Raw genomic sequence first — 20603 nt, 5'->3', positions numbered from 1 at the left:
CCCGCTTCACCAGGGTTATTGGGCAGTTAAATAGAAATAATATAAATATGACAATAGTTGGTTGCCATCTCAAATGACTCTACAGACTTTACTGTCTATTGGGCTTCCGTCACGAGGTGAATCCTAATCGGATAGAGAATCATCATCGATTGTGGCTATGTTGTGAGACTGATGGATACTCAATTGGATGCGCTTTGACTTCCCGGCGCTTGGGTTTTTAACAATAATTCTCTCGTCGGCAGACTTGTTGTCGGGATAACCGATGACACGAACTATGAGAGTCGATAAAACGATAGATCTGGTCAGAACAGCCATTGTAATAACCGTCGGTGCTTGGGTGTTGCTCCAGATGCTGGTGATGTTGTACTAACTTTGGCCGAATAAGCCAAATGGGGTACAGCACCCCTTCTTGATCCTAGAAAAGGATCGCCACCGTCTGGAGCAGGACCCAGACGCCCACGATAATTACGATGGCTATTCGAAACGCCTCAATTGCGGTCTCAGATGTCATTGCGTACAGCCGCCGGCTTTTAGCCGGCGACAAGACGGTCGACGAGTGATACCCCATTAAAAACCCAAGCGCCGGGCTCGGCGAAAAATTGGGTCGGAAATAACACCTTGGATAATTAGGCTTATTCGACTCTGTTGAAATCCTCGATCGGAGATATATTGTTGAAGACGTGCTGAATACAGCGCGCACATGTATCAGAACGCGTAATGGGGATGGGTATAGTCTGTAAGAAGGAAATGTGCGATCTCATGACTCTGTAAGTCCCTCAATTAAGGATTGGACGGCTTCTTGATCTGCTTCCCAGTCGTCTTCAGACTCAATGACATACTTCTGTTTTCTCTTCCAACTGCCTTCCTTCTGTTTCCAGAGATAAATACTGATTTTGCGCCCACTGAATCCCTCATACAGCACCACTGCTTTCCACCAGTTACTCGACTTGTAGACAGTTCTGCCGTCAAGCTCATTCAAATCCTCGTGAATCGGAAACTGGTCAGACATCCGTTTTATCCTCTAACTTCTCGACGACACGGTTGGCGGTCAACTCCGCGATTAGGGCTGCCGATGATTCAGAGGTATCATCCGTCTCCTGTAGCAACTCTTTGAAATTGACCTGACCTTGGAGTTCTCGGGCCTGTTCCGCGAGTTCTTCTCGATCGTCATGGCTCAACGATCCCGTCTCTTCAAGCGTTGTACCCCAGCGCGGGATTCTGGGCCGCGGGTCATGATAAGCATCCAGCAAATGATGAAGAAAGCCATCCCAAGTGCTGTTGTCTGGTTTTGTGTCGCTGAGTCGCTCGTGGGTGTCCGGACTGACTTTGATGTTTTTTCTGTCTGCCATTGTATCCCACCTGTATCCCAGAGAGCAGACTACAAATAGTTTGGGATAATATTGTATCCCAAAATTGACGAGGAGAATATAAAATAGATCATCAAACTAGCTTTCTCGAATAGAACATGGCCTCTGCTGAACACAACCTCTGTATCTCGCACGCCGATCCTCACAGTTCATAAGAATTTCAACAGTGCCAGTATGTACATTACGGCCTGATTCTTCCCGGGTTGATTTGCGCCTCCCGAGAGTGACTCCGATAGTGCGTGTCCCCTGGATTCGTCCAGTTCGTGATTTCTAAGTCCCGGGCCTTCACAGTCCGCGACGACACGACAGTTATCTCTCTCCCTTCCGCTCGGTACCACACGAGCGCATACCCGCCGTCAGCGTTCGCGAGCGTCTCGTGCTGGTCCTCCCAGAACTTGAACGTCGGTCGAACTCCGTTCACCATCGACCCCTTCACGTCCCACGGACGGCCGTCCTCGTCGGCCGCGTCGAACTTGAGCCCGTCCACGACCGGATAGTCGAGCGTGAGGGGGTAGCGGTCCGTCGCCCACGGCTCGACGAGCTTCTCGTACCGACCGACGGTCGCCGGGTCGTAGCTCACCAGCAAGGTACTCTCCCCAGATTCGTAAATCCGACAGCGCTCGCGACGCTCGTCCGCGCCGACCGCCGAGTCGGTGACCGAACGAGGCGGGACAACAGTCAAGGCCGCGACCCGAGTCGGCAGGGACATGGCAGTTTTCGAGGTGACGGGCGCGACCGTGGTCTTCGCTCTCATCGCGCTGGTGCTCGTCGCGTTCGTCACCGAGGTGGTGCCCAACGACGTCACGGCCATCGGCGTCGTCGCGGCGCTCGTCGTCCTCGAACCGTGGACCGGCGTGGGTCCGCGGGCCGCCATCTCGGGGTTCGCGAACCCCGCAACGGTCACGATCATCGCGATGTACATGCTCAGCGCCGGCGTCCAGAACACGGGCGTCGTCGAACGGCTCGGGGTCTACCTCGCCGACTTCACCGCGGGCAGGGAGTTCCGCGCGCTCGTCGCGACCGTCTGTACGACCGGCCCGATCGCGGGATTCGTGAACAACACGCCCGTCGTGGCCGTCTTCATTCCGATGGTCACGGAACTCGCGGAGACGACCGAGCTCAGCCCTTCGAAGCTCCTGTTGCCGCTGTCGTACGCCGCCATCCTCGGCGGGACGCTCACGCTCATCGGCACGTCGACGAACATCCTCGCCAGCGACTTCGCTCGCCTCCTCATCGACGGCCGGGACGGGATCGGCATGTTCGAGTTCAGCGGCCTCGGGCTGGTCCTCCTGACGGTCGGGCTCGCGTACCTCCTCACCGTCGGGTGGCGACTCACGCCGGCTCGGGTTCCCGTGGACAGCGACCCGATCGCGGAGTTCGAAATCGCCGACTACCTGACCTCCATGCGGGTACGGGCGGATTCGCCCCTCGTCGGCCTCTCCGTCGAAGAGTGTGACCGCGAGTATCCGGACACCCGCGTCCTCCAGGCGCGCCGGGACGGCGCGGCGTACGCCGGTCCGCACTCCGACCGCCTCATCGAGGCCGGTGACACGCTGATCGTCCACGGGTCGCTACAGACGATCGATCAGTTCCGCAAGGAGGCGGCCCTCAACAAGCGGGTACAACAGCGAGTGACCGAGGAGACGTTCGAGTCGACTGCCACGGAGGGCACCTTAGCGAAGGCGGTCGTCTTAGAGGACTCGCCGTTCGTCGGCGAGACCGTCACCGAGACCGGACTTCACGACTATCACGAGACCAGCGTCCTCGCCATCCGCCGCGGGAGCGACCTGTTCCGAACGGACGTCGACGACCGGACGCTACAGGCCGGCGACCTGCTACTGGTGCGGACGACGCCGGCGTCCATCCGGTACTTCACGGAGACGGGGGACCTCCTCGTCGCCGACGAGCGCGCCGTGGAGCGCCTGGCCGACGCGGACGTCGACGAGATCGCGCCGCTCTCTCCGAAGGCGCCGCTCGCGATCGGGATTCTGGCCGGCGTCGTCGGCCTCGCTGCGCTCGATGTCCTCCCGATCGTCATCGCCGCGTTGATAGGGGTCGTTGCGATGGTCGTCACGGGGTGTCTGACCACCCCGGACGCGTACGACGCGGTCTCGTGGAACGTCATCTTCCTGCTGGCGGGCGTCATTCCGCTCGGTATCGCGCTCGAGGCGACCGGAGGCGCGGCCCTCATCTCTAACTTTCTCGTCGCGACGGAGGGGTCCCTCCCGCTCGTCGGTGTGCTGTTCGTTCTGTACGCCGTTTCGGGGGTGCTGGCGAGCGTCATTACGCCGGTGGCGACGGCGGTGTTGATGATTCCGGTCGGGGTCGACGCGGCGTCCCAACTGGGCGCGAACGAGTTCGCGTTCCTGCTCGCGGTGATGTTCGCTTCCGCGACGTCGTTCATGACGCCAGTCGGCTACCAGACGAACCTCATGGTGTACGGCCCCGGTGGGTACAGGTTCACCGACTTCCTTCGGGTCGGTGGCCCGCTCCAGTTGCTGCTCGCCGTCGTCGCGACGGTCGGGATCACCGTCCTTTGGGGCCTTTAATCGGCGTGTGGGCGGTCGGGTATCAGGCCGATTCGTGGTCGAAGGCTCTGTTGAAATCCTATTCTTCAGACACAAACTGAGCTGAAACAGCTGGTCGCAGAGGAATGTATGCTTACTGGTTGGTTCTGATAGGAGAGGCGTCGAATTTTCGGGTGTTCTGCGAAAGCAGATTTACGACGAGCTTCGTTCAGCGGTCATCAATACACCGAGGGTATTCTCATCGTGTTCAAGATGGGCACATCAGGGAGCGACCACACCGTTATCCGGTTCCATCGCCTACGGAGAGATATGCCAGATGACGAAGAGCGACGCGAACCAGAGCGGAAACGGGAGGAAACACGTGACCGCGATCAGGAAGACAAAGCAATGCCCGGCGACCCTGACGAGCGGCTTGGTGAACTTGATAACGAACTCGAAGCCGAAGAATATCCGACCACGACGAACGAATTGGTCGAGGCCTACGGCGACTACGGCATCGAAACCCAACACGGGACGAAAACTCTCGAAGAAGTACTTGCCTCAACGGACGACCAAACGTTCGACTCCCCTGATGACGTTCGCAGTCGAATACTGGGAATGATACACCGGTAGGGAATGCGCCCGACCATCTCCTCCTCCCGCTGGTCGCTTCCAAATAAGAAGACGTAGTCTCTACATCCTCAGTTTGGAGTCGAACTGGAACTCCTTGATGAGGAATGCATCCTCTATACTGAGCGATTGAGGATATGAAAATATCAACTAATGAGGATTTCAACAAAGCCTGCTCGAAGGGATCCGACGGGTTCCCGTCCTCTCCGGAGACCAGCTCGGCCGCTCGGCCGGTCGGTGACGGGGCGCTGTTCAGCTGAGCCGTCGTCGACGCCTCCGAGCCGTTCGCGTCGGAAAGCGCTCCGGTCGCGACGTCCCCCCGACTCACGCGCTTCGCGTTCCCGGGTAGCAAGACGCGTCCGCACGAGTGGGTGTCTCGCCGTGGCCGTTCCGCGAGTAAGCGTCACGGGCAACGTGGCGGGCACCGTCGCGCTCGGCCGCGTTGCGCGCCTCTGGTGGGCGCCCCCGACCGGAGCCTAGGGGCTCGCGCGGAACTCGCCGTGTTTCATCCCGAAGAAGAACGCGACGACCGAGAAGACGATCATCGAGGGCAGGACCATCATGAACACGGTCGAGGGCGTCATCACGCTCGTGAGCCCGATCGAGGCGACGGCGACGATCGCGGCGAGCGGGACGACTGACCGCGGGAAGTCGAATTCCATACCGGTCGTTGTGGCTGGACGGACAAAACCGTTGATAAACCACAGGCGCGGAGAGCCGATTCGCGAACGGCCGTACCAGGCGCTGTCTCCGGACGCCGAAGCGCGTCCCCCGACTCGACTCCCTACCGCTCGGCGAGTAGCTCGTCGAGCCGGTCGCTCCCGGCGTCGACGTATCTACCGTAGAAACAGAGCGTCCGCGACGCGGCGAGCGCGTCGGCGAGCACGTCCGCCCGCTCGGGCAGCCCCACGTCGAGGAGGAGCAGCCCCCGGGGCGTCTCGACGGCGACCGGGTTGAGCCGCATCTCGCGGTCGCCCGTCGAGACGTCGAGCGGAAGTCCGGACAGGCCGGGTGCGAGTTCCATGCGATCGCCACCGCCGCGACCGGAATGGAACCAGTGGCTCCGGCGGGACGGAGGCGTCACGGCTCCGCGTCTGTCGACTCGGGAGGCCGGCCGAGTCCCCAGCCGCCACCTGGCGGGGACGCCAGACCGGGCGCGCACCGAGCCCGTCGCTGAGGGATTTCGGTCGTCCGGTTCGCGAGGAGGCGACCCGATCCCGCCCACAGACGTATGGTCGTCGGCCCTGTTCGGTGACACGTGACTGACGAGACCGGCGCGGACGACGCGGGTATCGGTGCGGTGACCGAGTGGAGCGGCGGGTTCAGTTGGATCGCACACCCCGAGGAGGACGCGGAGCGAGCGAGCCACGCGCTCGCGACGGACGCCGGCGTCTGGGTGATCGACCCCGTCGACGCAGACGGGTTAGACGACGCGCTGGGGGAACTCGGCGACGTTGCCGGTGTCGCTGTCCTTCAGGACCGACACACGCGCGACGCCGCGGCGGTGGCGGACAGACACGACGTCGCGGTCTCGGTGCCGGGCTGGATGGAGCTGACTCGGGAGAAACTCGACGCGGACGCCGAGGCGACCGGAGAGACGCTCGCCGGAACGGACTACGCGGTCCGCGAACTGACCCGCTCCGACGAGTGGGAGGAGGCCGTCCTGTGGAACGGGTCGACGGCGACGCTCGTCGTGCCGGAGACGCTCGGGACGCTCCCCGCGTTCGGAGCCGAGGGCGATACGCTCGGTCTTCACCCGGCTGTCGAGGAGGCTCCGGAGCTGCTCGCCGCGTGGGAGCCCGAACACGTGCTCGTCGGGCACGGGGTGAGCGTTCACGAGGGGGCGAGCACGGCGCTCGCGGCCGTGTTCGACTCGAACTGAGTGACCGAGCGGCGGTCGCGGCGAGCGCTCCGCGCCCGGAGGAGACGCGCCGCCGGTCGGCTCATCGGCCCGGTCGTGTGGCTTGCCGACATAGCCGGACGACTCGCCGACACAGCCGGACGACCCCTCGGCCACACCGACCGAACCGGCGACCGGGCCGCAGCTACCGTTCGGCGAGCGCCGGGTACGCCAACTGAAGCTCCCCGTCGAGCGTGTAGTCGCTCCCGAGAACGCCAGACCCCGTGAGTTCGACGGTCGCGCGGATCCGCAACTCCGTGTCCTCGCTTGCGGCGGGGATGACGACGAGACCGAGCGTGCTGATCGTCTCGTCCGCGAGGTCGTCCAAGTCCGTGATCTCGACGACCGTGCCGGGCCGGCGATCGGGCGTGTACAATGAGATCGACGGCGGCGGAGAACTGTCCCCCTCGACCGGAGAGACGACCGCGACTCTCGCGGGCGATCCCGTCGCCGGATCGGGGGTCCAGACGTTCAGCCTGATCGACGAGACGCGCGTCCCCTCTCGGTGCCAGATCTCGGTCGAGAGGTCGATCCGGCCGGAGTCGACGGTCCCGTCCACGCCGACGTGGCCCACCTCCCCGTCGTCCGCCTCGAAGACGAGCGTCTTCCGCCCCGGCGAGTCCGCGTCCACGGTCGGCTCGGAGATCGTCTGCGTGTCCGAAACGGCGCTACAGCCTGCCGCCGCGGCGACGCTGGCGGTGGACACCGCCGCGAGATACGTCCGCCTGTTCATGTCGAGGACGAGGGGTACCGGTTCGAAAAGGACGGTGGTGGGTCAAACGCGCCTTTGTGCGTCGCCGACGCCGGAACGACGCACTCCGCATTCGGACGGGGAAATAGTTCTCTGGGTTATGTCGGACATTAGATGTATATTCGCGGAGAGCCGCAGGTACGACGTGACGTCTGAGGGCGTGACACTGGCCGTCGGCACGGAGTCGTATCCCGGGCGGTTCGAGGGTCGGACGAGCCGACCTCTCGACGGTCGCTGTGAGACGCCGCGATCGGCCGCGACGGGCACGGGTCGCTCGTTTCGAGATCCCGGAACGACGACGACCACAGCAGTTTAGACGCCGTTCTCCGTGGGCCGGACATGGACCTCTTCGAGAACGGCGGGACCTGTTCGAACGGGCACCGCTTCGCGTCGCCGAAGCGCGCGGGCGACGGCACCTACTACTGCCCGACCTGTAACGCGAAGAACGTCACGCCGGGCACGGACGGCGTCGAGGAGGGCGGCCGCTGTCTGAAGGGCCACCACTTCGCCGCGCCGACTGAAGTCGGGAACGGGACCTACGTCTGTCCGGCCTGCGAGTCGAGGGACCTCGACCCGACGACCGCCATCGAGTCCGGCGGCGTCTGTCAGAACGACCACCAGTTCGCGTCGCCCGACCGGACCGACGCCGGGGTCTACCGCTGTCCGGAGTGCGAGACCGTCACCGTCGAACCGAACTGACCGGCGAGCGACGGAGAGCGACGACCAGAAGCCCCCACTACGTTTAACCGGTCCGGGCGAGTCAGTTTGATCGATCATGAAGAAGCTGATCAACGATCCGGACGACGTCGTCGACGAGATGCTCGACGGGATGACCGCGGCGTATCCCGACCGCCTGCGACGCCTCGACGGAACGCAAGTGCTCGTCCGCGACGACGGGCCGGTAGACGGGAAGGTGGGGATCGTCACCGGCGGCGGCAGCGGCCACGAGCCGACCCACGCCGGGTACATCGGTGACGGGATGTTAGACGGCGCGGCGGCGGGCGACGTGTTCTCCTCGCCGACGGCCGACGAGTTCGAAGCCTTGATCGGCGCCTGCGACGCCGGCGACGGCGTCCTCGCTGTCATCAAGAACTACGAGGGCGACGTGATGAACTTCGAGACCGCCATCGAACTCGCGGAGATGGAGGGCGTCGAAGTTGAGAGCGTCGTGGTCGACGACGACGTGGCGGTCGAGGACTCGCTGTACACCTCCGGCCGGCGGGGCGTCTGCGGGACCATCCTCGTCCACAAGGCCGCGGGCGCGAAGGCCGCGCAGGGCGCAGACCTGTCCGAGGTGAAACGCGTCGCCGAGAAGGTGGTCGACAACGTCGGGACGATGGGCACCGCGCTCACCTCCTGTACCACCCCCGAGAAGGGCGAGCCCACCTTCGATCTGGGCGACGACGAGATCGAACTCGGGATCGGGATTCACGGGGAGCCGGGCACGGAACGCACCGGGACCATGAGCGCCGACGAGGTCACGGACGAACTGACCGAGGCGGTCCTCGACGACCTCGACCTCGACGAGGGACAGGAGGTGCTCACGATCGTTAACGGGATGGGCGCCACGCCGCAGATGGAGCTGTTCGTGGTCAACCGCCGGCTTCAGGAGCTGCTCGGCGAACGCGGCCTCGAAACGCACGACGCCTGGGTCGGCGACTACATGACTTCCCTCGACATGGCGGGCGCGTCGATCACGGTGTGTGCGGTCGACGAGGAGCTGAAGGAGCTGTTCGCGGCGCCGGCCGACACCCCGGCCATGTCCGTCCAATGACCGAGGACGGCGCGACGGTCGTCGCGGCGGTCGAGGCCGTCGCAGAACGCATCGAGGCGGAGCGCGACCACCTGACGGAGCTGGACTCCGCCATCGGCGACGCCGACCACGGCGGGAACATGGCGCGCGGCTGGGCCGAGGCGGCGGCGGCCGCGAGCGACCTCGACGACCCGGACGCCGAGACGGTCGCGAAGACGGTCGGCAAGACGCTGATGGCCGAGGTCGGCGGGGCCTCCGGCCCGCTGTTCGGCGGCTCGCTCGTGTTCGCGGCCGGCGACCTCGAAGACGGGATCACGGCCGAAACCGCGGTCGCGTTCGCCGAGACGTACCTAGAGAAAGTCGAGGACAGAGGCGACGCGCGCGTCGGCGACCAGACGATGGTGGACGCGCTGACGCCCGCGGTCCACACGTTCAAGAAGTCGATCGAGGTCGACGACCTCCCCCCGATCGAGGCGCTCGCGAAGGCGGTCGACGCCGCGGAGCGCGGCGTCGCGTTCACCGTCCCGCTCCGCGCCCGGAAGGGCCGCGCCTCGTATCTCGGCTGGCGCTCGGTCGGCCACCAGGACCCCGGCGCGACGAGCACGCTGTTCATCGCGGAGGAGCTCCTCGCCGTCGCCGCCGACCGACTCGGCGTCGACGTGCCGGAGACGGACGCCTCCTCGCCGACGATCCCGGACGAGGACCCCGACGAGGCGGAGCCGGAGGGAGCCTGATGGTCGGGATCGTCGTCGTCTCACACAGCGAGCGGGCGGCCGAGGGGATCGCGGAGATCGCCGCCGAGATGGCGGGCGACACCCGCATCGAGCCGGTCGGCGGCGACGGGAAAGGCGGGATCGGCACCGTCCCCGACGCGATCGAGACGGCGATCGACGCCGCGGCCGGCGGCGACGGGGGCGGCGGCGGCGGGGAGACGACGACCGACCCCGTGGTCGTCCTCGTCGACCTCGGCAGCGCGGTGATGAACGCCGACGTCGCCGTCGAACTGAGCGACGCCGAGGCGGTGATCGCCGACGCGCCCGTCCTCGAGGGCGCGGTCAACGCGGCGGTGGCGGCCACCGACCCGTCCGCGACGGTCGATTCCGTCCGGGAGCAGGCCGAGGCGGCCCGGGACATCGAGAAGCTGTAGGGCGGGGCGACGCTCTCTGTCTCGGATTATTCCGCTCGGTCGTCGAGATCGAGCACGTCCGTTACCGCTCGTCGCGTCTCGCAGGCGAGCGCGTCGTCCGCCAGCGCCGCCGCGGCGCCGCTGTCGACCGCGCGGACCCGGGCCTTCACCTCGGGCACCGTCACCGCGCTCATGCTGAGTTCGTCGAAGCCGAGCCCGACGAGCAGCTCGGTCAGCGCCGGGTCGCCGGCCATCTCGCCGCACATTCCAACCCACGCGTCGGCGTCCGCGGCGGCCGCGGTGGTGCGGTCGAGCGCGCGCAACACCGCAGGGTGGAGCGGGTCGTGGTAGTCGGCGACGGCGTCGTTGCCGCGGTCGGCGGCCATCACGTACTGAGCGAGGTCGTTCGTCCCGACGCTCAGGAAGTCGAGCCGCTCCGCGAGCGCGTCGGCGACGAACACCGCGGCCGGCGTCTCGATCATCGCCCCCAGCTCCGGGACCGCGTGGTCCACGCCCTCGGCCGCGAGGTCGGCCGCGACCGACTCGACGGTCTCGACCGCTCGCTCGACCTCCTCGACTCGGCTGACGAGGGGGAACATCACGGCGAGCCGGTCGCCGTGTTCGGTGGCGGCCGCGCGGAGCAGGGCCCGGAGCTGCGTTTCGAAGAGGGCCGCGTGCTCGCCGAGCGACAGCCGGACGCCGCGCCGACCGAGGAACGGGTTCTCCTCCTCGGGGAGATCCAGGTACGGGACCGGCTTGTCGCCGCCGATGTCGACCGTTCGGACGACGACGCGGTCGTCCGGAAACGCCGACAGCGCGGCCGTGACCGCCTCGTACTGTTCAGCCTCGGTCGGCGGTGACTCGCGGTCGATGAAGAGGAACTCGGTGCGGAACAGCCCGACCCCGTCCGCGCCGCGCTCGGCGGCCGGCCCCAGTTCGGTCTCGCCGCCGACGTTCGCCGCGACCTCGATCGGTCGCCCGTCGGCGGTCTCGACACGCGCTGTAATCGCGTCCGGACCGTCTTCCTCCGCCGCAGCACGGTGCTCCTCGTCGGGGTCGACGATCACTCGTCCGGCGTCGCCGTCGACGAGGACCGTCTCCCCGTCGGCGACCGATTCGAGCGCCTCGCCGACGCCGACCACCGCGGGGATGGCGAGCGACCGCGCGATGATCGCGGCGTGAGACGTGCGGCCCCCTTCGACCGTCGCGATCCCGGCGATGGCGTCGGGGTCGAGCGCGGCGGTGTCACTCGGCGTGAGCCGCTCCGCCAGCAGGACCGTGCCGGTCGGGAGGGCGCCGAGGTCGGCGGGGGATCGGGCGGGGCCGGAGTGGACCGGTCCGTCACCGGGGTCACCCGGTCCGTCGTCCGGTTCGGGGCGATCGGTCGCGGTCGCTCCAGACGGCTCGTCGGCTTCCGCGTCGAGGAGCGCGCGGAGCAGTCGGTCTCGCACGTCGCGGAGGTCGTCGGCCCGCTCGGCCATCCGGCCGTCCATCTCCTCGAACTGCGCGACCGCCTCGCCGAATCGGTCGTCGACGGCGTGGACCGCGGGCGTCCCGTCGCCGATCGCGCCCTCGACGTCCTCGACGATCGTCGGGTCGTCCAGAAAGCTCTCGTGCGCCTCGAACACCGCGGCCTCGTCCTCGCCGACGCGCTCGGCCGTCCGGTCGCGAGCGTCGCGGAGGGCCGCCCGAGCCGCGTCCCGAGCCGCCCCGTACCGCGCGAGTTCGGCCTCGGTGTCGACGGACTCGGGGGCGGGGCGGTCCGGGAGCGTCAGGTCGGCGTCGGGTCGGTACCAGCGCGCCGTGCCGACGCCGGAGCGGGGCGTGCTGCCGACGCCGTCGAGCCCCCTCACGACGCGTCACCCGCTTCCGGGTCGGCGTTCCCGGAGTCACCCTCCCCCTCGTCTCCGCCGTCGAGAGGCGACGCGAGAAGCTCGCAGACCGCGTCCAGCGCCGCCCCGGCGTCGGGCCCCTCGGCGACCACGCGGACCGACTCGCCGTGTCCGACGTTCAGGCCGCTCACGGCGAGTATGCTGTCGGCGCGAACGAGGCCGTCGGCGCCGTCGGCCGCGCGTCCGACCGACACCTCGGCGTCGAATCGGTTCGCCGTCTGTACCAGCTTCGAGGCGGGTCGCGCGTGGAGTCCGGCCTCGGGTTCGACCGTCACGGTGCGTTCCATGCGTTGGGAGTTGGACGCCGACGGTAATAGCTGATCGGCGTCTCAGGGCGCCGCCTGCTTCGTCGAGACCAGTTCGATCACGTCGCGGTGAGAGAGCTCGTTGTCGGTGCCGACCTGCCGGCCGCTCCGGCAGTCGGTGCCGTGGAGCAGCCCCTCGCCGATGTCGGAGTGGATGTGGTACGCGAAGTCCTCCGTGGTCGACCCTTCGGGGAGGATGAAGCAGTCGCGGAAGACGCCCTTCTCGTCTTTGCTGCCGTTCGCGGAGCCCGGGAAGACGGCGATACAGCCCAGCACGTCGAAGACGGCCGACTCGAGCGCGGCCTGAACGCCGGTGCCGTCGTAGTCCGCGACGAACTCGCCGATCTGATCGAGGCCCGCCGCCTGCTCGCCGGAGACGTCGCCGACGACGTCGAACGCGTCGTCGCCGGGCGTGTAGTCGACGACGCCGGCGTCGTCCGCGTTCTTCAGCGCCTTCTCGGCGTGGGCACTCGCGGGGACGAAGGAGAGGTGGTCGTAGTCGGGGTCGGTCGTGATCGCCTCCCAGTTGGCCTGCGCCTCGGGGGTGTCCATCTTGTTGGCGGCGATCACCATCGGCTTCGTGCGCTTGCGGATCTCGCGGGCCAGCTCGACCCGGTCCGCCTCGTCCCACGTCTCGGGGTCGAGTTCGAGCCCCTGCGCGAGGATGGTCCGTTTCATCCGGTCTTTGTCGGTCCCGAACGCGGACATCTGGTCGGCCAGTTCCGCCTCGATGGCCGCGTCTGCGCCGTGATACCGCGTCTCGAACTTCTCTAAGCCCTTCTCCAACACGTCGAGGTACCACGCGTCGAGCTCCTCTTCGAGGAAGTCGATGTCCTCGCGCGGGTCGTGGCCCTCGGTCGCCTCGCCCTCGATGTCGGTCTTCCCCGAGAAGTCGACGACGTGGATCAACACGTCGGTCTCGTTGAGGTCGGTGAGGAACTGGTTGCCGAGCCCGCGGCCCTCGTGGGCGCCCGGGACGAGCCCGGCCACGTCGACCAGCTTCACGGGGACGAACCGCGTCCCCTCGCGGCAGACGCCGACGCTCGGCGTACAGGTCTCGTCGAACTCGGGCGCGGCGCAGTCGACGCGGACGTACGCCTCGCCGACGGTCGGGTCGATTGTCGTGAACGGGTACGCGCCCTCGGGCACGTCGTTCATCGTCGCGGCGTTGAAAAAGGTCGACTTCCCCACGGAGGGCTTGCCGACGAGACCGATCCGGTAGCTCATTACCACCGGTGGGCGACGCGGCGTAAAAAGCGATGCGAGACGCGCCGTGGCGTGGGGATCGGTCACGAGGGCGCTCGACGGACGCGCAGCGAACGGCGCCCAGCTCTCGACCTCAGGCGTCGCCGTCCGACTGGCCCGGCTCGCCGACCGCCTCGACCGGTAGCACGTTCTGAAGCGCCGCGAACGCGTCGGTGGCGCTCTCGAAGCGCTCTTGATCGACGTCGTCGATCAGGCCGCCGAGGTCGGCGTCGCCGTCGGCGAAGAGCACCGTCGTGCCCGCGAACGAGTCGGCGAGCGCCTCGCGTTCGACGGGGTACGACCGTTCTTCGAGAGTCGGTTCGAGCCGGGACAGGTGGATTTCGTCGGTCATACTCTCATATCGGCGGGACGAGGCATAAACGCGCCCCTCGTCACGGTCGGGTCACCCCCGTTGAGATCCGCCGAATCGGGGACGGGTGTCACTCCGCGTCGCGCAGTCGTCGTCGTTTCGATCCCCGCGTTCGCAGCGGCGGCCGTCTCGATTCCGATGGCGGGCCTCGGTTCCTCTGCCGGTCGCGAGGGGGCAACAAAAGCGGGGTTCGACAGAACCGCACTGCGAAGGCAGAGCGCTACTCTGCCGGGTTTCTCACCGGAACGTCCGTGTGCCAGTCGATACTGGAACACCGTGGGTAGTTCCGGAACGCATCGACATTGACCGACCTAGTCATGGGGGCGAATGATACGCGGAATCGTCGCCCCGAGGACCAGCGCACCGAACACGGCGAGAACCACCGTCGGTGACGTGCCGGTCAACGCGCTCGGGAATGCCGCAAACATGGCACTACATTATTAACACGTTATTTAAGAGAAACTGTATCGCTGAGCGTGGTTGGCCCCCGCAGCATCCGGAATAGTTATTATTCTGTCACAGATATTCGGAATATGTCCCCCTCGGACGGCGCTTTCCCCTCCGGTGAGCAGACGCTCGTGCGACGCCTCCGTCACGAACTCGGCGAGTACCTGTACTTGACGCTCGTGTATCGCGACGAGACGAGCGAGCTCCTGTACGTCTCGGCCGCTGCGAAACGCGTCCTCCGGCGCTCCGATGAAAGGATAACCGAGTCGCACCCCGCAGTGGCGAAGATTCGACGATGTTGTACCGAGGGGACCGCGAGACGGACGCTCCCGTTCGGCGACCATCGATGCTCGCTGCTGCTGTACGACGAGTGGCTCCTCCTCCATTACCGAGAGCCGTCGTCCGGGGTGATCATCGGCGTCGACGCCGCGAGCGCGTCGAACCTGCGGGACTTTCTCGCCGACGTCTCGCCCGTGGTCACAGAGGTCTTGTCGGCGCGCTGATCGCCCCGCAGCGGAGTCGGTCGGAACGGCGAGAAGGGAGGAGAGGGGAAGAGGGGCGTGTCTCCGCCACGGGTCGTTCCCCGGAAACACTGGCTCCGCGGAAAGCCTCGGGTGATGGCGGACCGGTGGACGTGCGAATCTATCACAAGGGTTCAAACAGTCACAGAGTAAACGGTAGCTATGGTCTCGTACGCGATTCTGGCACCCTCGCTCGTCGCCGTCGCGATCCTGTTGTTACTGAGCGCGTTCTTTTCGAGTAGTGAGTCAGCCATCTTCTCGCTGCCGGATGAACCGACACGGACCGGTACCGAGGACGGTACGAGAGAAAGCCGCACGCTCGACGAGCTCCGCGCGAATCCGCATCGGCTCCTCGTTACCCTGCTGGTCGGTAACAACATCGTCAACATCGCCATCACCAGCATCGTCACGCTCCTCGTTGCGCGGTTCGTTCCTGCCGAACTCACCGTCGTGATAGCTACGCTCTCGGTGAGCGTTCTCATCCTCGTCTTCGCGGAGATCGTGCCGAAGTCCTACGGGCTTGGTCACGCCGAGTCGTGGAGCCTTCGCGTCGCTCGCCCGATCTCGTACGTCGAACGCGCACTGGGACCGCTCGTCGCGGTGTTCGAAGTGGTCACTCGGTGGCTGACGACGCTCATCGGGGGCGACCAACAGATCGAGAGACCGTACCTCGACGACTGAGTTTCGACGGCGCCGCCGCGTCGCTACTGACCCGTCGCGACCGAGTCACGGCGGTCGTCCGAGATCGCCGCCGACCGACTGGGAACTCCGTCGTGAAACCGGCAAGAACCGCAAAGGGTTATCAGTGGCCGAGTCCATGGTACACGTGAACATGCCACTATACGACCGGATCTCGGTCCCGACCGACGGCTCCTCGGAGGGGGAGTTGGCGGTCTGTCACGCGCTCGACCTCGCCGCGGTCCACGGGGCGTCGGTGCGAGCGATCTACGTGGTCGACACCGCCCGGTACGCCGGCATGCCGATGGAGACGACGTGGGAAGGGGTCGGCGACCTGCTCTACGACGACGCGGAGGCCGCGCTGTCGACGGTGCGAGAATTGGCCGCGGACCGCGGCGTCGACGTCGAGACCGCGGTCGTCGAGGGGACGCCGAGCCGCGAGATCATCACGGACGCCGAGGACGCCGGCTGCGACCTCGTGGTGATGGGGACCCACGGTCGCGGCGGGATCGACCGACTCCTGCTCGGCAGCGTCGCCGAGAAGGTCGTCCGCGGCTCGTCGGTCCCGGTGTTGACGGTCCGGATCGGCGACGGGGACGCCCCGAGTGCCGCCGAGTCGGCGGCCGCGAGCGGGACGGACGGACCGGCCTCCGACGCGACCGAAACGGGGTGAGGATCCGGGGCGGTCGCGCCGCGGTCGACGCCTCCTGCCGGCTCGCTTCTCACTCCGCGTCGCGGAGGTGTTCGCAGTCGCCGGCGTGGACTCGCTGCCGACCCTCCCGGGTCTCGACGACCAGCGCGCCCGGTCCCGCGATGTCGACGGCAGTCCCCTCCACCGAGCCGTTCGCGGTGTCGACGCGAACGCGCCGACCGATCGTGCTCGAACGCTCGCGCCACGCCGGCAGGATCCGGTCGAGGCCCTCGGGCGAGCCCGTCAGTTCCGCGAAACGTTCGAGCAGCGTGGCGGCGAATCGCCGTCGGTCGACGGGGGTGCCGCACTCCGCCGACAGCGACGTCGCGCCCTCGGGCAGCGTGTCGGGGTCGATGTTGGCGTTGACACCTGGCCCGACGACGAGCCAGTCGACCCGGTCGGCCTCGCCCTCCATCTCGGTGAGAATTCCCGCGAGCTTCCGCCCGCCGCGGCCGGCCGACTCGCCGTCTCCGCCGCCGACGAGCACGTCGTTCGGCCACTTGATGTGCGCGCCCACGCCGGCCTCGCGGGCGGCGTCCGTCGTCGCCACCGCGGCCGCGAGGGTGAAGAGCGGCGCCCGCGCGGTCGGCACGTCGGGACGGGTCAGTACCGACAGCCAGACGCCGCCGCTTGGCGCGACCCACTCGCGGTCGAGGCGACCGCGACTCCCGGTCTGCTCGTCGGCGATCACGGCGATGTCGGTCGCACCCTGTCCCGCGAGGTCGCGGGCGCGCTCGTTCGTCGACGCGATCCGGTCGTGGTACTCCACGGAGTAGGGGGCGTCGAGCCCGAACGCGATCCCCGGGCCCGAGTAGCCGGGGTCCGCGGGCGGGACGTACCCGCCGGCCGTCGACTCGACCGCGAAGCCATCCTCGCGGAGCCCCTCGACGGCCTTCCAGACCGCCGCCCGCGAGACCCCGAGCGATTCCGCGAGGGAGGGGCCGGAGACGGGTCCGTCGTCGGCCGCGAGGGCGTCCAGCAGCGCGCGCCGCGTGTCCATGTCCCTCGATCCGGCGGCCGCGCCGAAAGCCGTTCCGGGTCCCGAACGCTCGGTGGGGTCCCGAACGCTTTGTGCCCGGGGCGCGTACGTGTCGGCCATGGTCGAGTCCGACGACGACCGCGGGGACCGAGAGACGCGGACGGTCGGCGCCGAGGAGGCGGTCGCGCTCGTGGTCGTCGACGGCGACGAGCGATTCGAACTCGAGGTCGATCGGGGGCGAAATCTCCGGCGGGTCCTGCTCGACGCCGGCCTGTCCCCGTACGCGCGGGCGACTCGGCGCCTCAACTGCGGCGGGCGGGGAATCTGCGCCACCTGCGGCGTCCGCGTCCGCGACGGACCGCCGCCCGACCACTGGCACGACCGCCTCGCCGACCGGTTCGGCTATCCGCGGCTCTCCTGTCAGATCACGGTCGAGGGCCCGATGACAGTCTCGCTCGTGGACAAGCGCGTGTGGGGCGGCCGACGGTCCGATCCGGAGCGAGAAGCGGGATCACCGGACGGCGAGTGAGCGCCGAGCGCGTCCGGGTCGGACACCTCGTTTCCGGTGAAACGGCGGACGGTACCGTGTCACATGACATCCGGCGTCGAGCGGGGCACAAAAGCCAAGTCCGCGGGGCCGAACCGTCGGGTATGCAACCCTCCAAGGAACGCGAGTCGTCCGAGGACGACCCGATGGACGACCTCGACGACCTCCTCGACGACGACCTCGCGGGCGGCGAGGGTCAGTTCGACGCCGAGGCGGGCGGCGCCGAGACGGGCGGCGCCGCGGCCGCCGAACCGACAGCGTCGACCGCCGGGGGGACCGGGCGGGTCGGCGTCTCGGGGCGGTGGTTCTCGGCGAAGGCCTTCGCGCTCGCGCTCGTGACCGTCGCTGTCGGGGCGTTCGCCGGGAGCCTGATCCCGCTCATCGGTGGGACGATCGGGACCGCGGGCGGCGTGTTCCTCGCCGCGTTCCTCCTCGGACTCGTCGTCTCGACGCGCCGGTACGTCGAGACCGGGGTCGCCGGGGCGGCGGCGGGCGCGACGAGCGCGGTGACGAGCGTCCTCGGCGTCGGCTTCCTGCCGATCGGGATCGACTACCTCTCGCAGTGGGGGCTCCCGCTCGTCGCGGTCGGCGGAGGCGTCGGGCTGGTGCTCGCGCTGCTCGGCCACTACTTCGGCCGAGACCTCCGGGCGGGGCTAAGCCGGGACGTCGAGTGACGGCGTCGGCCGCTACCCGCTCGGCCGGTCGAAACCGACGTAGTCGGCGATCTCCCGTCGTTCCAACACGAGGAACCCGGCGAGGATCGCGACGAACCCGATCAGCGCCTCGCCGTCGATGAGCTGTCCGAGCAGGGCCCAGCTCCCGACCGCGGCGACGACGGGCTCCGCGTAGCCGACGAGGTGGAGCTGCGCCGGGCCGACGGCGTCGAGGAGCGCGAAGTACAGCAGGAAGGCGAACGCGCCAGACAGCAGCGTCAGGTACGCGAGCGACGCGATCGACGACCCGTTCCAGACGATCGCCGCGGGCGACTCGCCGATCGCGGCGGCGGCGCCGAGGAGTTGCCCCGCACCGATGAGCATCGCCCATCCCTGGAGCGCCGCGACCGGGAGGTCGGTGCGGAGCGGGCGCAACAGGACGGCGCCGAGCGAGAAGGCGACCGCCCCGGCGAACGCGAGCGCGACCCCGACGACGGCCGCGCTCCCGAGACCGGCGGCGGTCGGGTCGGCGACCACCACCACGCCGACGATTCCGAGCGCGAACCCGCCGATCTGGACCGGGCCAAGTCGCTCGTTCGGGAGCAGTGCGGCCGCGAAGACGGCCGTCAACACCGGCGAGAGGCTCACGACGACCGCGGCGACGGCGCCCGAGATCCGGAGCTCGCCGACGTAGAGGAACCCGTGGTACGCCGCGATGACGAAGGTGCCCGCGACGGCGACGCCGAGCCACTCGTCGCGACCGCTCGGGAGCCAGCGGTCCGCGGCGACCGCGGCGTAGCCGAGGACGATCGCCCCGGCGACGGCGTATCGAACGCCGGCGAACAACAGCGGCGGAAAGTAGTGGAGGCCGACTTCGATGGCGACGAACGAGGTTCCCCAAAGCGTCGCGAGGAGGATGAAGGCGGCGACGATCGATTCCGGAGTAGAGAGGAAGTTCCTGAACCTCATTGAGTATGTGTTCGAAATTCGCGGTGATAGTTAAACTACACTCTTAGATATCCGGATATTCGATATGAACAATCAGACATACGAATCTGATCCGATTCGCTCCCGAAATACGTCGATATCTTGGATTCAAATTCAAGCCTGTCGGCCGACATATACAACCGAACGGAGGTCGATCCGGTGGTATGGACGAGCGCGACGTGCGGCTGCTGAAGGCGATCGCCGACCTCGGCACGGGGAGTCCGGAGCGGCTCCACGAGGAGACGGGGATTCCGGTGTCGACGATCCACTACCGGTTGAACAACCTCCGCGAGGACGGCGTCATCGAGAACGACCTGTACGACTTCGACCACGAGGCGCTCGGACTCGGCGTCACCGTCATCGTCGAGGTGCTCGCGAGCTACGAGGGGCCCTACGAGGAGTTCGCCGACGAGCTGTTGGCTGTCGAGGGCGTCACGGAGGCGTTCTTCACCATGGGCGAGACGGACTTCGTCGTCCTCGCGCGGCTCTCGTCGTCGGACACCGTCGAGCGGCTGATCAGCGACTTCGAGGCGATCCCCGAAGTCGAGCGCACGAACTCGACGTTCACCATCGCCACCCTGCGCGACGAGTCGCGCGCGCCGGCGACGTACGACCTCGACACGCTGATCGAGGAGCTAACGGACTGATCCCGGGACTCAATCCGTATCCGGGACCAGCGAGGCACCGACCGAGCGCTCGACGTACAGGAGCGCGACGAGTCCCAAGATTACGACCCCGTAGGCGACGGCGGCGAACAGCGCGTCCTGCGTCGTCGAGTACTCCGTGGTGCGGAAGATAATCACTTTCCGAACCATGGCGATGACGCCGGTGTAGATCACCAGCCTGACGATCCGCCGCGTGTCGCTCTGCTCGATGTACGCGACGACCGTCTGGTACACCTCGACGATGATCAACAGCAGCAGGCCCGTCTCGATGAAGCTGATGACTACGTCCGGGTCCGTGATCTCTCCCGTCGGGACGGACTCCGCGATCTGGAGGGCGAGGTCGACGACGCCGATGCCGAACAGGAGCGCGAACAGCGCCGCGGCGGCGAGTTCGACGCCGTGGACGAACCGGCTCGTCGCGTCTGAAACCTTGTCGCTGCGCGTGCGCGGGGCCGACGTGTCGTCGGCCTCGTCGATGGTGAGCGAGTCGGTCGAGCGATCGGTCGCGGACGAGTCGTCCATCTAAGATGTCCCTCAGGCAGACGGACGGTCTCGCGACACCTAAAGAACGGGGGCAACTACGTCCGGA

26 protein-coding genes are annotated in these 20603 nt (G+C 67.1%); 13 read left to right on the top strand and 13 right to left on the bottom strand.

Annotation, left to right across the window (positions count from 1 at the left end; translation table 11 throughout):
• Positions 1–757: 757 nt before the first annotated feature.
• The 3 genes from ACZ5KW_RS11000 to ACZ5KW_RS10990 all read right to left on the bottom strand — a co-directional run bounded on the left by ACZ5KW_RS11000 (position 758) and on the right by ACZ5KW_RS10990 (position 1947).
• Complete coding sequence (locus ACZ5KW_RS11000) at positions 758–1009, bottom strand: hypothetical protein (protein ID WP_343776347.1); 252 nt, start codon at positions 1007–1009, stop codon at positions 758–760.
• Positions 1002–1349 (bottom strand): hypothetical protein, encoded by a 348-nt coding sequence (locus ACZ5KW_RS10995; protein WP_343776345.1) that lies wholly within the window; start codon positions 1347–1349, stop codon positions 1002–1004. The genes ACZ5KW_RS11000 and ACZ5KW_RS10995 overlap by 8 nt, the downstream gene beginning before the upstream one ends.
• A gap of 199 nt (positions 1350–1548) precedes the next feature.
• On the bottom strand, positions 1549–1947 hold the full coding sequence (locus ACZ5KW_RS10990) for a hypothetical protein (RefSeq protein WP_343776343.1): 399 nt from the start codon (positions 1945–1947) through the stop codon (positions 1549–1551).
• 127 nt (positions 1948–2074) lie between these two features.
• Here ACZ5KW_RS10990 and ACZ5KW_RS10985 point away from each other — a divergent pair, with 127 nt between their 5' ends.
• Together ACZ5KW_RS10985 and ACZ5KW_RS10980 are read left to right on the top strand one after the other, a co-directional pair.
• A complete protein-coding gene (locus ACZ5KW_RS10985) occupies positions 2075–3916 on the top strand; it encodes an SLC13 family permease (RefSeq protein WP_343776341.1) in 1842 nt (613 codons plus the stop codon).
• Between the two features lie 288 nt (positions 3917–4204).
• Positions 4205–4507 carry a DUF5789 family protein gene (locus ACZ5KW_RS10980; RefSeq protein ID WP_343776339.1) on the top strand — a complete coding sequence of 101 codons (303 nt, stop codon included), beginning with the start codon at positions 4205–4207 and terminating at the stop codon, positions 4505–4507.
• A 473-nt stretch (positions 4508–4980) separates the two neighbouring features.
• Here the strand turns inward: ACZ5KW_RS10980 and ACZ5KW_RS10975 are convergent, their stop codons facing one another.
• Together ACZ5KW_RS10975 and ACZ5KW_RS10970 are read right to left on the bottom strand one after the other, a co-directional pair.
• Positions 4981–5166 carry a DUF7333 family protein gene (locus ACZ5KW_RS10975; RefSeq protein WP_343776337.1) on the bottom strand — a complete coding sequence of 62 codons (186 nt, stop codon included), beginning with the start codon at positions 5164–5166 and terminating at the stop codon, positions 4981–4983.
• 122 nt (positions 5167–5288) lie between these two features.
• A complete protein-coding gene (locus ACZ5KW_RS10970) occupies positions 5289–5528 on the bottom strand; it encodes a hypothetical protein (RefSeq protein ID WP_343776335.1) in 240 nt (79 codons plus the stop codon).
• A 234-nt stretch (positions 5529–5762) separates the two neighbouring features.
• Between ACZ5KW_RS10970 and ACZ5KW_RS10965 the strand changes: the two genes are divergently transcribed.
• Positions 5763–6386, top strand: coding sequence for a hypothetical protein (locus ACZ5KW_RS10965; protein WP_343776333.1), 624 nt, complete (start codon positions 5763–5765; stop codon positions 6384–6386).
• 163 nt (positions 6387–6549) lie between these two features.
• Here ACZ5KW_RS10965 and ACZ5KW_RS10960 read toward each other — a convergent pair whose 3' ends face one another.
• Positions 6550–7137 carry a hypothetical protein gene (locus ACZ5KW_RS10960; RefSeq protein ID WP_343776331.1) on the bottom strand — a complete coding sequence of 196 codons (588 nt, stop codon included), beginning with the start codon at positions 7135–7137 and terminating at the stop codon, positions 6550–6552.
• 357 nt (positions 7138–7494) lie between these two features.
• Between ACZ5KW_RS10960 and ACZ5KW_RS10955 the strand changes: the two genes are divergently transcribed.
• The 4 genes from ACZ5KW_RS10955 (at position 7495) to ACZ5KW_RS10940 (ending at position 10055) form a co-directional block, all read left to right on the top strand.
• The gene (locus ACZ5KW_RS10955) at positions 7495–7854 is read left to right on the top strand and encodes a hypothetical protein (RefSeq protein WP_343776329.1); all 360 of its coding nucleotides are present in this window, start codon (positions 7495–7497) and stop codon (positions 7852–7854) included.
• A 76-nt stretch (positions 7855–7930) separates the two neighbouring features.
• Entirely contained in the window at positions 7931–8929 is a 999-nt protein-coding gene (gene dhaK / locus ACZ5KW_RS10950; protein ID WP_343776327.1) for a dihydroxyacetone kinase subunit DhaK, read from the top strand.
• Positions 8926–9642 (top strand): dihydroxyacetone kinase subunit DhaL, encoded by a 717-nt coding sequence (dhaL, locus tag ACZ5KW_RS10945; protein ID WP_343776325.1) that lies wholly within the window; start codon positions 8926–8928, stop codon positions 9640–9642. The genes dhaK and dhaL overlap by 4 nt, the downstream gene beginning before the upstream one ends.
• Positions 9642–10055 (top strand): PTS-dependent dihydroxyacetone kinase phosphotransferase subunit DhaM, encoded by a 414-nt coding sequence (locus tag ACZ5KW_RS10940; RefSeq protein ID WP_343776323.1) that lies wholly within the window; start codon positions 9642–9644, stop codon positions 10053–10055. Before dhaL ends, ACZ5KW_RS10940 begins: the two co-directional genes overlap by 1 nt.
• 26 nt (positions 10056–10081) lie before the next feature.
• On the opposite strand, the gene ptsP is transcribed toward ACZ5KW_RS10940, so the two are convergent.
• From ptsP to ACZ5KW_RS10920, 4 genes are all read right to left on the bottom strand, one after another.
• Positions 10082–11887, bottom strand: a complete 1806-nt coding sequence (gene ptsP, locus ACZ5KW_RS10935) for a phosphoenolpyruvate--protein phosphotransferase (protein ID WP_343776322.1) — start codon at positions 11885–11887, stop codon at positions 10082–10084.
• Complete coding sequence (locus tag ACZ5KW_RS10930) at positions 11884–12213, bottom strand: HPr family phosphocarrier protein (protein WP_343776321.1); 330 nt, start codon at positions 12211–12213, stop codon at positions 11884–11886. Before ACZ5KW_RS10930 ends, ptsP begins: the two co-directional genes overlap by 4 nt.
• A gap of 42 nt (positions 12214–12255) precedes the next feature.
• Positions 12256–13458, bottom strand: coding sequence for a redox-regulated ATPase YchF (locus tag ACZ5KW_RS10925; RefSeq protein ID WP_343776319.1), 1203 nt, complete (start codon positions 13456–13458; stop codon positions 12256–12258).
• Between the two features lie 112 nt (positions 13459–13570).
• A complete protein-coding gene (locus ACZ5KW_RS10920; RefSeq protein ID WP_343776318.1) occupies positions 13571–13828 on the bottom strand; it encodes a DUF5789 family protein in 258 nt (85 codons plus the stop codon).
• 551 nt (positions 13829–14379) lie between these two features.
• Between ACZ5KW_RS10920 and ACZ5KW_RS10915 the strand changes: the two genes are divergently transcribed.
• From ACZ5KW_RS10915 to ACZ5KW_RS10905, 3 genes are all read left to right on the top strand, one after another.
• Positions 14380–14796, top strand: a complete 417-nt coding sequence (locus ACZ5KW_RS10915) for a DUF7522 family protein (protein ID WP_343776317.1) — start codon at positions 14380–14382, stop codon at positions 14794–14796.
• 180 nt (positions 14797–14976) lie between these two features.
• Positions 14977–15495 carry a DUF21 domain-containing protein gene (locus ACZ5KW_RS10910; RefSeq protein ID WP_343776315.1) on the top strand — a complete coding sequence of 173 codons (519 nt, stop codon included), beginning with the start codon at positions 14977–14979 and terminating at the stop codon, positions 15493–15495.
• Positions 15496–15646: 151 nt separating this feature from the next.
• The gene (locus tag ACZ5KW_RS10905) at positions 15647–16165 is read left to right on the top strand and encodes a universal stress protein (protein ID WP_343776313.1); all 519 of its coding nucleotides are present in this window, start codon (positions 15647–15649) and stop codon (positions 16163–16165) included.
• Positions 16166–16214: 49 nt separating this feature from the next.
• Here the strand turns inward: ACZ5KW_RS10905 and ACZ5KW_RS10900 are convergent, their stop codons facing one another.
• A complete protein-coding gene (locus ACZ5KW_RS10900) occupies positions 16215–17183 on the bottom strand; it encodes a biotin--[acetyl-CoA-carboxylase] ligase (protein WP_343776311.1) in 969 nt (322 codons plus the stop codon).
• 97 nt (positions 17184–17280) lie between these two features.
• On the opposite strand from ACZ5KW_RS10900, the gene ACZ5KW_RS10895 reads away from it, so the two are divergent.
• Positions 17281–17691, top strand: coding sequence for a 2Fe-2S iron-sulfur cluster-binding protein (locus ACZ5KW_RS10895; RefSeq protein WP_343776310.1), 411 nt, complete (start codon positions 17281–17283; stop codon positions 17689–17691).
• 122 nt (positions 17692–17813) lie between these two features.
• Positions 17814–18383 (top strand): hypothetical protein, encoded by a 570-nt coding sequence (locus ACZ5KW_RS10890; RefSeq protein ID WP_343776308.1) that lies wholly within the window; start codon positions 17814–17816, stop codon positions 18381–18383.
• A 12-nt stretch (positions 18384–18395) separates the two neighbouring features.
• Here the strand turns inward: ACZ5KW_RS10890 and ACZ5KW_RS10885 are convergent, their stop codons facing one another.
• Positions 18396–19331, bottom strand: a complete 936-nt coding sequence (locus ACZ5KW_RS10885; protein ID WP_343776306.1) for a DMT family transporter — start codon at positions 19329–19331, stop codon at positions 18396–18398.
• 182 nt (positions 19332–19513) lie between these two features.
• On the opposite strand from ACZ5KW_RS10885, the gene ACZ5KW_RS10880 reads away from it, so the two are divergent.
• Positions 19514–19996 carry an Lrp/AsnC family transcriptional regulator gene (locus ACZ5KW_RS10880; protein WP_008580773.1) on the top strand — a complete coding sequence of 161 codons (483 nt, stop codon included), beginning with the start codon at positions 19514–19516 and terminating at the stop codon, positions 19994–19996.
• Positions 19997–20005: 9 nt separating this feature from the next.
• Here ACZ5KW_RS10880 and ACZ5KW_RS10875 read toward each other — a convergent pair whose 3' ends face one another.
• Positions 20006–20536: a phosphate-starvation-inducible PsiE family protein gene (locus tag ACZ5KW_RS10875; RefSeq protein ID WP_343776303.1), complete on the bottom strand. Its 531-nt coding sequence runs from the start codon at positions 20534–20536 to the stop codon at positions 20006–20008.
• Positions 20537–20603: the final 67 nt, after the last annotated feature.

It is taken from the genome of Halorubrum ejinorense, from assembly GCF_055389685.1.
This window is presented reverse-complemented; position numbering and strand designations above follow the sequence as displayed.